The sequence below is a fragment of the Candidatus Desulfolinea nitratireducens genome, from assembly GCF_982879505.1.
In genome coordinates this window covers 1-10,361 of the sequence record NZ_CEYOSI010000122.1, presented here as the reverse complement: position 1 = coordinate 10,361, position 10,361 = coordinate 1, and the positions used below count along the sequence as shown (strand labels likewise).

Genomic DNA, 10,361 nt, shown 5'->3' with positions numbered 1-10,361 from the left:
GTTCCCTGCACAGAATGGCACAAGCCGATGGTTTTAATCTTTGTAGCTTTGTTAATCGCCCAGGTGATCATCGACATGGGGTTAACGTAATTCAACAGAGTCACATCTGGGCAAAGTTCTTCCATATCTCTGCACATATCCAGATAAACGGGAATAGTGCGCAGCCCCCGCATAATCCCGCCGATACCAAGCGTATCGGCAATAGTCTGCCGTAAACCATATTTCTTGGGGATCTCAAAATCAGTCACTGTGCAGGGTTCATATCCACCAACTTGAAAAATCCCGATAACGTATTTTGCGCCATCGAGCGCAGCCCGACGATCGAGATGCGCTTCAATGATGGGGTTTGCTCCCAATGATTTTGCGATTCGTTCTGCCACAATCCGAGTAGTTTCCAATCGTTCGGGGTCAATATCATGCAAACTGATTGTTGATTCCGCCAGTTCGGGGAAACTGAGAATATCGCCAATCAGGTTCTTGGCAAAGACAGTGCTCCCTGCGCCAAGAATGCTTATCTTGCTCATCCGATCTTAATTCCTTCTGGTGTTCGTGTGAATTTCTTGCCAGTTGCCAGCTCAACACATTTATAAGCGCCGTCGTAAAGCCCAATGCTTTTGTTCTTGACAATCATTTCGCAATACATCTTGAGCAAGTCATCTTCATGGGTCATCAGATCAATCGCCTGTAAAGTCTGCGGGATGGTGCGGGTTTCGACAGTACTGTCGCCAATTTCCGCACCACGAACTGCGCCCCACATCTCATGTCCGCCAACACGGGCATTGAAAATTTTTGGAATTGGGTAGAAAGCCAACTCAGAGGGCTTCGTGATCATGATATCCATCACGCGCATCAGATAGTTGCTCGCATAGACGGCGTGGAAAGTGTTATTGTAGAGGAAAACGTGCAAGCCTTTAGCGGGGTTATCACGGATGCTGTCGGCGAAATCCCGTGTTTCTTCCCAGCTAAAATGTGTATTGACGAGGTCTTTATGGGGCAGCAACTCAGCCTCGAGCCAGTCCCAATTATCTTGGTGATCACCCAAGTTGACGAAAAGAGCGATCCGCCCCTGCTCAATAAGGGGGATGGCGTGTTCGATAATCGCCTTGAAAAGCTCCCGCTGCGCGCCAGCACCACCCATCGTGACAATGAATCGGCGTGGCTCTTTAGCATCTGCTCGTTGGAGGCGTGCTTTGCAATCTGCTTCGATATTCTCGACCAACTCGTGGTCAACATGCTGCCCCGTAAAGAAGAGTGCATCACTAGGGGTGGGCTTCATAATCGAGCCTTTATCATCAAATCCACGCATCACACGGAACCCATAATACCCAGCGGGGCCCTGAACAGCGTGTTTGGCACCTTCAGTGAGTTGGAAAGCCATCGGCCAGTTATCAAACATCATATCCACAACATTGGTCATCCCGCCCGCTACTGCGCCCATTGCGTTCCACATATGGGATGTGAGAATGGGCTGCTCTGATGGAAGCGCACCATACAAGTTTTCGAACAACTCACTCATTTTATAATCTTTGACCTGTGTCTTTGTGAAGCGCCAAGGCCAAGTCACGATCCAATTATTAAAAAGGGTATTCAAACCGGGTAACGAGGGCTCTCCAGTAGTCAAACTTTCCCAAACATACTTATCAAACCACGGGAAACGCTGTGAAATACGAGAGTATTTGCTGTAATTGGTATTGCACCAGTTGATGACATCGGTGGTGATGCCCGGGACGGAAAGCAAGTCAAGCCAATAGGGGGTAAAGCCCATTGCCTTTGCAGCAGAAACACCTGCCATTGCAATACGATAATGCCCAAACCCCATGCGGATTGTGCTGATCACAACGCCATTCTCAATGCTCAAGGGTGTTCCATCGCCTTCGCGAACGATTTCTTTCAATCCAAAAATATCGTCCCCGTAAGGATGATCCTGAACGCTTAAGTTGAACTTCTCGTTCGGGTCATAGCTAAATTTCTTTGCCAGCATGGCTTTCCATCTATCCGCTGCACGTGTTTGGGCAGGTGTAATCGGGTTGCCATAAAGTTCATAACGACCATTCACTTTTTTCATAAAAAATCTCCTTCAAGGGAAGTATAAATTCAAATTCTAATGCTTTCTAAGTATTTCGCTGAATCTCTCTATAAACGCCATACTCGTCTCCGCCACTTCTTCATACTCTTCATCCAAAAGAATGGAATGGCTAGATTTTTCCATCCAGTGATGTTCTTTTGTTTCAGAAGAAATGCCATCCATAATGATCTCGCCAGCTTCAGGTGCAACAGTCATGTCTTTGCGCCCCTGAAAAATAAGTACTGGCTGATGAACATCAGAGAGCCGTTTTGCTGTAGCAGATTGGAAACGCAAAAATTGGATAATACCCTTAAGCGGTAACCCGGGATACCCTTGCCAAAGATCTGAACCATCAAGAGAATCTCGCGCAAGTTCTTTCACAAAAGGTGCACCAAGATATAGCTTTAGAATATCCATCTTGCTCATCATGGTACGGATTGCGGGAACATAGAGTAAAGCCCCCGAAATTTGCGAATTAGTGCTAGCCAGATAAAGGGCGAGTAGACCGCCCATCGATGCGCCTGCGACCCAAACTTGCTGGCAGCTCTCAAGCAATTTCTGTAGAGATTCTTCACCGCTTTTTACCCAACCCCGCCATTTAGTTTGGTTCAAATCATCTGGCGTGGTGCCATGCCCGGGCAAAAGCGGAGCGGCAACTGTATAGCCGTGCGCATAAAATTTTTCTGCCACCAAACGGATTTCAGCCGTTGTTGCCGTAAATCCATGCGAAAGTAAAATCCCCACAGGCCCACCTTCCCAAAAGAAGGCATCTCCATCCAAATGGGAGTTATGCAAATGTAGATTTCCTGTGGTCTTTTTGTTTTTCATCAAACTATTCCGTGATAATAGTGAAATTTCGTGCAGAAATGCTATATTCACCTGACTTTGTAGAAAATGCAATTGGCTCTTCCGTAAAATTCATTGCAAGCAATTTTGTACCGCGTTGGAATACCGCTAACCCTGAGGGTATATCCAATACAGGGATGGCATGCGATGCTGCCAGGTGGCGCATAAGAACTACTGCTTGTGCTAATCGAGGGTAAATCCCACAATAAATGACCTTTCCATTGCCATGCGTTTTTTCTGTGATAGCGGCCAAACCGTCGAATGGAGCTGTTGAATAATTTGCTAACGACCTTGTTCCCGCAGCAGGCTCTAATGCCTCTGCCCAAAATGTCACATCTGGCTCAAAGTCTGCTATTTCACTTTGAAGCGAGTAGGATACTTTGGGGGGGAGAGCGTGCCATTTTGCTACCCTCGCTCCGGCCAAATCTCGTAACGCGCCAGGCAAAGGTTCTTCGGTAACAACATTATGAAGATCCTTGAAGCCTGAGCGTGCGCCCAGCATCAAGTTGCCTCCCTGAGAAGTGAAATCTGTCAAAGTTTGCGCTAGGGCTTCATCTGCAAGAAATGCGCTGGGTGCAAGCAAGATTTTATAGTGACTCAAATCAGCCTGTGGCGAGATGATATCTGGTTCTAAACCAAGAGCTTTGCAAGCGCGATAAAAGACAAATAAATGTTTGAGATAGGCAAAATCTTTACGATGCGGCTGCATTTCAAGTGCCCAAAGTGTGCTGTAATCGAGCAAAATGCCAATATCCGTTTGCAGAGGTTGAGCAATGAAATCATCCAACTTATCACGTTCAGATTTAATTGTTAGTAGGTCATCGTAGCCGGTATCTGTCGAGCCATCGTGATTACGCAACCCTGCATGGTGTTGTTCCAAACCAAAGCGTGATGCTTTCCAGCGAAAGAAGACAGTCGCTTCTGCGCCGGATGCAGCAGCTTGCCATGCCCACAGGCGTAGAGCACCTGGACGTACACCAGTGTTATACAGACTCCAGTTGATAGCCCCTGTTTGCTGTTCCATGATCCAATAAGGAGCTTGCTTTAACCCACGTGTGAGCGAATGAAAAAAGCCGATAAGTAATGGGTCGCCGGTATCATGTGCATAAGCGGGAACTTGTTCATCTGGGGCATAAATATCCTGGCTCCCCATTTCGGCATAGCCGGTTGGATATGAATCCCAAGCTACGAAATCCAAGTCACGCGCAAGGTCGTGATAATCGATTGTGGTTTGGCTAGCAATGATATTGTGCGTAACAAATTGGGCGGAGGGGATGCTCTCTCGCAGGGCATCAATTTGTATCTGTTGATACGATGCCCATGAATCAGATGCGAAGCGATAATAATCGAGTACGTGGCTAGGGTTGGGTTCTGCGACAGTTAAATTATATGGTTCAATTTGGCTCCATTTGTCGTAAGTTTGGCTCCAAAATATTGTTCCCCAGCGTTCGTTAAGTTCATCAAGGCTAGCATATTTTCTTTGCAGCCAATGTTGAAATTCTTTTGTGCAAATATCACAGTAACAACGTGCAAAGTAACAACCAAATTCATTGTCGATTTGCCAGCCGATTACAGCGGAATGATTTCCATAGCGCTTCGCCATCGCTTCTGCAATGCGCTTGCTGTACTCGTGGTAGGTTTTGTTATTAGGGCAATAATGTCGTCTTGAGCCAAAACGCCTGCGCCGCCCATCTTCATCAACGGGCAAAATGTCGGGGTGGGCTTCTATCATCCAGGCGGGAGGGGCAGCAGTAGGTGTACACAGGACAATCTGATGACCAGCGGAAGCAAGTGTATCTACAGAGCGATCCAACCAATCCCATGTATATTTTCCTTCTTCGGGCTCCATCTTTGCCCAAGCAAATTCGGCAATGCGCACAATCGAAATCCCCGCTGTGTGCATTTCTTTGGCATCGGTTTCCCAATTGTTTTCTGACCAATGCTCTGGATAGTAACAAACACCTAGTTTCATGATGACCTCATCTTATACACAAAGGTACCCAAGACGGAGGAACATCCTGAGTACCTTTGTTCTTTCGTAAGTTTATTTTGAAGAACCTAAAGTGAGTCCTTCAATGAAATAGCGCTGCAAGAATAGAAATACCAATAATGTGGGCAGTGTACCAATCAGTGCTCCGGCGACAATTACCGGCCAGTCAGTAATAAATTGCCCTTGTAATGTTGCCAACCCAGCCGTGACAGGTTTTAGCGCATCATTGCTTGTAAGAACGATCGCCCAAAGATAATCATTGAATATCCAGGTGAATTCCAGCGTGGCGATAGCCGCGATAGCTGGCAAGGTTAGTGGAAGCATGATTTTTGCCCAAATGCCTATTTCGCTACATCCATCAATACGTGCTGCTTCAATGATTTCTCCAGGTACTGTTCTCATATAGTTGCGTAACATGAAGGTGCAGAAACCAAGCTGGAAAGCTGTGTGGAAAAAGATTAGGCCCCAGTATGTGTCATAAAGTCCCAAGAAGTCTGTTAGCTTGAAAACAGGCAGCAAGAGAACCTGAAAGGGGAGCATCATGCCACCCACAAAGGTAAAGAAAATCACTCGATTAGCAGGAAATTTGAATCGTGCCAGAGCATAGGCTGCCAGAGAAGAGAGGAGCATGGTGAGCACAATGGACGGCAATGTAATGATGAAGCTGTTGGGCAAATATCGGCTTATGCCACCTCTCTCCCAAGCTGTTTTGAAGTTCTCAAGGGTGATGGTTTCAGGCCATGAGATGAAACCGTTTGTGAGGATTTCGTCGTAAGTACGGAGAGATGTTATTAGAGCCGTGATGACGGGAACCAGCCAAAGAAAGGCTGATACACACAGAATTAAGTAAACTAAAACTCGCCCAGGAGATTTGAAATATGCTCGTATAGTATCCATTTTAGTACTCCATCTCGTCTTGCATTACGCGCCACAAGTATAAGGCAATGAAGCTAAGGCTGATCAAAAACAGGATCACAGCTATAGCCGCTCCGTATCCCATTTTGTAATTATTAAAGGATTCGATATACATAAAATTGGCGAGCACAGAAGAGGCATTTGCAGGACCGCCGCGCGTCATTACAGAGACAAGGTCAAAAGCCCGTAGTGAGTCGATGACACTAATAACCAGAACAATTACTGTTACTGGAGTAAGTAAAGGTAAGATGATGCCCCAAAACACTTGCCAGCGATTAGCTCCATCTACTGTTGCAGCTTCCAGTAATTGTGGATTAATGCTCTTAAGTCCAGCAAGGTATAAAACCATCACATATCCCACCTGCCGCCAAATTGCGACGATGATAATAGACCATAGCACAACATCACGGTCGCTCAACCAACCAGGGCCCTTTACCATCAGACCAGCAGAAACAATAACGGTGTTAATCAAGCCACCTTTGGGATGGTACATCCACCCCCAGATCAACCCGCTGACTACCATCGCCAATACCATAGGCATGTAAAAAGTCATTTTAAAGAACTTCTCACCTGGAATAGCCGTGTTAAGCATCATTGCCAATCCCAGACCAAGAACAACGGGAACGGTGATGAATACCCCCAACCATTTCAAGTTGTTTATCAAAGAAATATAAAAGACTTTATCATTGAAAAGCCTTGTGTAATTCTTGAAACCAATAAATTCGGGATCTGTCAGGCCATTCCAGTTAGTAAGACTCAAGTAAAAAGTATAGAACATCGGAGCAATTACCCAGATGATATAGATAAGGACAGGAATAACTAAAAATAAATAGGGGATAATATCGCGTTTGGTACGTGACATGGCAAAACTCCTTTAGAAAGAAATCAGGTTCGTGGCGGTCTTCCGCCACGAACCTGAACAGTACTTTTATTCTTCTAAAAAGATTTCTTGGCGAGCTGCTTCAAGATCGGCAAGAAGCGTTTCAATGCTATCTGGGTCATCCCAGAAAGCCATAAAGGCATTCATGCCTTCATCAGCCATCTCTGGTGTGGTGTCTCGGTCATAGAACTGAGCGACAAAATCGGCTCCGTCAATGAGTTCCATGCCCTTCTGCTGTGATTCTGTGAATAATGAGCGATCTACGCCACTGTTGGTGGGCAGGCGACCTAAAGTTTCGGCATTATATGTCTGTACTTCTACGCTGCCAAGGTAAGCAAGGAACGCTTTAGCTGCTTCAGGGTTGGCTGCATTGGCAGACAGGAAATAACCATCGGTCGGAGCGTCTTCACCAATCGGCATACTAGGATCAATAATGGGGAAGCGGAAGAAATCGAGATCAGCTTCTACTTCGTCAGGCAAGCTGTCACGAATGAAGTCACCCATCAGATACATAGCAGCGTCGCCAGCGATAAAGGGTTCCAACGCTTCAGACCAGGAATAAGCAGCTGCATCTTCTAGGAAGTAGCCATTATCAAGGAGTACACGCCAGTATTCGAAAACTTCGGCAACGCGTGGATCATCATAGCTTTCTTTACCCAACATCAGATCGATGTGGAATTGTGGGCCATTGATGCGCATGTTCAGATAATCGAACCAGGCAGCGGCTGTCCAGCGATATTTTGTGCCGATGGCAAGAGGGGTGTACCCATTTTCTTTCAAAGTTTCGTTTACTGCGAGGAACTCATCCCAAGTTTCAGGAACTTCAAGGCCAAGTTCTTCAAAAACAGACACTCTGTAATATACAGCCCACCAATACCAGGAGGTCGGCAGGAAATATTGAGCATCGTCAACGGTGCTCATGGCTTGGAAGCCCTTGGGATAGCTCTCGTTCCAGCCTTCGCTTTCCCAAACATCACTAATGTCCATAATCTGGTCATTATCGATGAAGAAGCGAGCGCGATTACCAGCAAACCAAGTAAGAACATCTGGTGGAGTTGAAGCAGTCAAGTACGCACGGATAGCGGTCTTGAAATCTTCATGGGCCACAATGCTGTGGATAACTTCAATGTCAGGATTTGCTTCCATGAAGTTTTTAACGATCTCTTCGTCTGCAGCACGAGGATCAGGGTCACCATTCATCGAGTTATAGATCAAAGTCTGCTTATCTACGAGAACTTCTTTTTCTACCTCAACGGGAACTTCAACCTCAACTTCAACAGGAACTTCAACTTCCTCAATAACTGTGATGGTCTCTGGGGTGCAGGCTCCCAATATTAGCGACAAGACTAATACTAGAGCAAAAACGATTTGTATTTTTTTCAAGTTCATTATCTTTCTCCTTATTTTTTAAACAAATTAAGAAAACTAGGGGGATAGCTTGATATGTTTTTTGAGATGGCACCTCCTTAATTTTTCTTTGCGTCTCTTGTTACCGGTCACATCGCAAAGAAAATAAAAAGAACTAAGTAGACTCTCGGATAATTAGTCCGACATCTAGGTGAATGGATTCGTATATAACATCTGGTTCTTCAAACATTTCTAATAAGCGCATCATGGCGGTCTGTCCGACAGCATACTTATCAAAACTAATTGAACTTAGGGAGGGTTGTGTCATCGCCGAGAATTTGATGTCGTCAAACCCCATAATGGCACAATCTTGTGGAACTCGTAAGCCCATATCATGGCAACCGCGTAATGCACCGATGGCCATGAGGTCGTTATAGGTAAAAATAGCAGTAATTTCAGGATGCGCTTTTAGTAATTTCTGCGTAGCATCGTAACCTCCCCTGAGATTCGGGGATGCTAATAACAACCACTCATCATTAGGCATTATGCCATGTGCTTCTAGTGTTTCACGATATCCAAGTACACGCCGTACCTTATCGGGGGGATGTCCTTCATGTGAGAGCATAGCAATACGCGTATGCCCACGGTCAATGAGATGCTCAATAGCTAATTTCGCCCCTTTGCAAATATCAACATTGACCAAGCTAGCTTTGGGATGATCAATATCCCTATTGATGACCACCAGCGGTTTGTAATTTTCAGCAAAAACCAGTAGTTCTTCATCGGAAGAACTGGCTGTTGAAAGAATAACCCCATCAACTTCCTGAGAAGCCAATAGGGTCAGCACATCCTGTTCACCTTGTGGATTATCATCTGTATTACAAACAAAAACATTATATCCCTGCACCAAAGCAGCGTCTTGTACCCCACGAGCAACTTCAAAGAAAAAGGGATTTGTAATATCTGCAACGACTAACCCAATCGTACGCGTTTTTTGCGTAACCATGCTTTGTGCTAATCGACTCGGGCGGTAGCTAAGCTCTTTGATCGCTTCTTTAACACGCTCCCGTGTTTCTGATGTAACTTGCTCGCTATGGTTGATGACACGTGAAACCGTCTGGTGGGAAACACCAGCACGAGAAGCAACATCACGAATGGTCACACGAGAACGAACCACAAGAACCTCTAGATTTAAAGAAATGAGAGCCGTATGTTACCGGTCATGTGACCGATAATATTATGATACAAAAATATAACAACTTTGTCAAGCATGATATTTGACACTCCTTCTTATTTATCCTGTCTGATGGGATGACAAACCGCTTTATACGTATTTTGGGCTTGCCTACCTTCCCAAACATCATTTCATCTCCAACTTCTCACTGCTAAACCATCATCCCCTTCGTGCGATACTGTAAAACCTCCGCCAGATGTGTGGACTGGATACTCTCCTCCCCAGCCAAATCTGCAATAGTGCGTGCCAATTTCAGGATGCGGTGAGGCTCGTGCAGAGAGCAGGAGCTGCGTCATCGCAGCGATCAGTTGTGAATTTGCGAAAAAAGTTTTTTTTCCAATACTTATTTCTGACAAAACATCAGAATTAATAGAAAACTTGGATATGCCTAAGGTGATGTTGACAAAACATAGCATAGCCTCTCTGGTAAAGAATAGTGTTTCAAAAAATAACTTTTAGAGCGCACGGTTCACATCCGTGAGGTCATGGGTTCGAGTCCCTTCGCGCCCACTGAAAATGAGGTTGGCGGCTTTAGAAAGTCGCCAACCAACCATATGAACAGAGCCTAGTAGAGGGAAGAATAATCTAATGACTACATCTCTTCCAACTTATATTCCCATCAAGGATGCCGCGGCCAAATATGGTTATGGTTTGCGTGATTTGAAAAGGATGGCTCAATCAGGTAAGATAAAAGCCGTACAGTTACCTGATGGAGATATGGTCGTGAGTGAAAAGAGTGTAATGAGTAATTTAGCCAAAATCGAACTGCCAGAATTTAAACAACACAGGGCTCTTGCAGGCAACCCGTATCGTGCAAAAACCTCAACCGACAGAAAACAGGACAAAAAGGTGGCAAACCGACCATCCTTGAGACCAAGAATGGTTTTCGAAAACGGTGAATTAGGGGGGGGCATTTGAAAAAGATTGCTCAGATTGGGAATAAGACGCGCTAAAACACAAAGGATGGTTTTTTATGAAGGGGGAAACGAGCAGGGGAGCTCAAATAGCAGGAAGAGCAAGCGGAGTGGAGGCACGATAGTAATCGTGGATGATGCCACCCAGGACATTTCTACACTGTATGGTT

At 45.4% G+C, this 10,361-nt stretch carries 9 protein-coding genes, 1 tRNA gene and 1 pseudogene; 2 read left to right on the top strand and 9 right to left on the bottom strand.

Annotated features, from left to right (window positions below):
* From AC3DOM_RS11350 to AC3DOM_RS11310, 9 genes and pseudogenes are all read right to left on the bottom strand, one after another.
* A partial coding sequence (locus AC3DOM_RS11350) for a family 4 glycosyl hydrolase (protein WP_487919161.1) occupies positions 1-524 on the bottom strand: 524 nt, incomplete at its 3' end.
* The gene (locus tag AC3DOM_RS11345) at positions 521-2,065 is read right to left on the bottom strand and encodes a DUF6938 domain-containing protein (RefSeq protein WP_487919160.1); all 1,545 of its coding nucleotides are present in this window, start codon (positions 2,063-2,065) and stop codon (positions 521-523) included. The genes AC3DOM_RS11345 and AC3DOM_RS11350, both read right to left, overlap by 4 nt.
* A gap of 36 nt (positions 2,066-2,101) precedes the next feature.
* Positions 2,102-2,893, bottom strand: coding sequence for an alpha/beta hydrolase (locus AC3DOM_RS11340; protein ID WP_487919159.1), 792 nt, complete (start codon positions 2,891-2,893; stop codon positions 2,102-2,104).
* Positions 2,894-2,897: 4 nt separating this feature from the next.
* Entirely contained in the window at positions 2,898-4,883 is a 1,986-nt protein-coding gene (locus tag AC3DOM_RS11335; protein WP_487919158.1) for a beta-galactosidase, read from the bottom strand.
* Positions 4,884-4,955: 72 nt separating this feature from the next.
* Complete coding sequence (locus AC3DOM_RS11330) at positions 4,956-5,798, bottom strand: carbohydrate ABC transporter permease (protein ID WP_487919157.1); 843 nt, start codon at positions 5,796-5,798, stop codon at positions 4,956-4,958.
* Between the two features lies 1 nt (position 5,799).
* The gene (locus AC3DOM_RS11325) at positions 5,800-6,678 is read right to left on the bottom strand and encodes a carbohydrate ABC transporter permease (RefSeq protein ID WP_487919156.1); all 879 of its coding nucleotides are present in this window, start codon (positions 6,676-6,678) and stop codon (positions 5,800-5,802) included.
* A 66-nt stretch (positions 6,679-6,744) separates the two neighbouring features.
* Entirely contained in the window at positions 6,745-8,085 is a 1,341-nt protein-coding gene (locus AC3DOM_RS11320) for an ABC transporter substrate-binding protein (RefSeq protein WP_487919155.1), read from the bottom strand.
* A 133-nt stretch (positions 8,086-8,218) separates the two neighbouring features.
* Positions 8,219-9,220 (bottom strand): LacI family DNA-binding transcriptional regulator, encoded by a 1,002-nt coding sequence (locus AC3DOM_RS11315; protein ID WP_487919154.1) that lies wholly within the window; start codon positions 9,218-9,220, stop codon positions 8,219-8,221.
* A gap of 208 nt (positions 9,221-9,428) precedes the next feature.
* A pseudogene (locus AC3DOM_RS11310) lies at positions 9,429-9,542 on the bottom strand (magnesium chelatase subunit ChlI family protein); the annotation flags it as partial.
* A 147-nt stretch (positions 9,543-9,689) separates the two neighbouring features.
* Here AC3DOM_RS11310 and AC3DOM_RS11305 point away from each other — a divergent pair.
* Positions 9,690-9,787, top strand: a tRNA-Val gene (locus tag AC3DOM_RS11305).
* 78 nt (positions 9,788-9,865) lie between these two features.
* Positions 9,866-10,195, top strand: a complete 330-nt coding sequence (locus AC3DOM_RS11300) for a hypothetical protein (RefSeq protein WP_487919153.1) — start codon at positions 9,866-9,868, stop codon at positions 10,193-10,195.
* Positions 10,196-10,361: the final 166 nt, after the last annotated feature.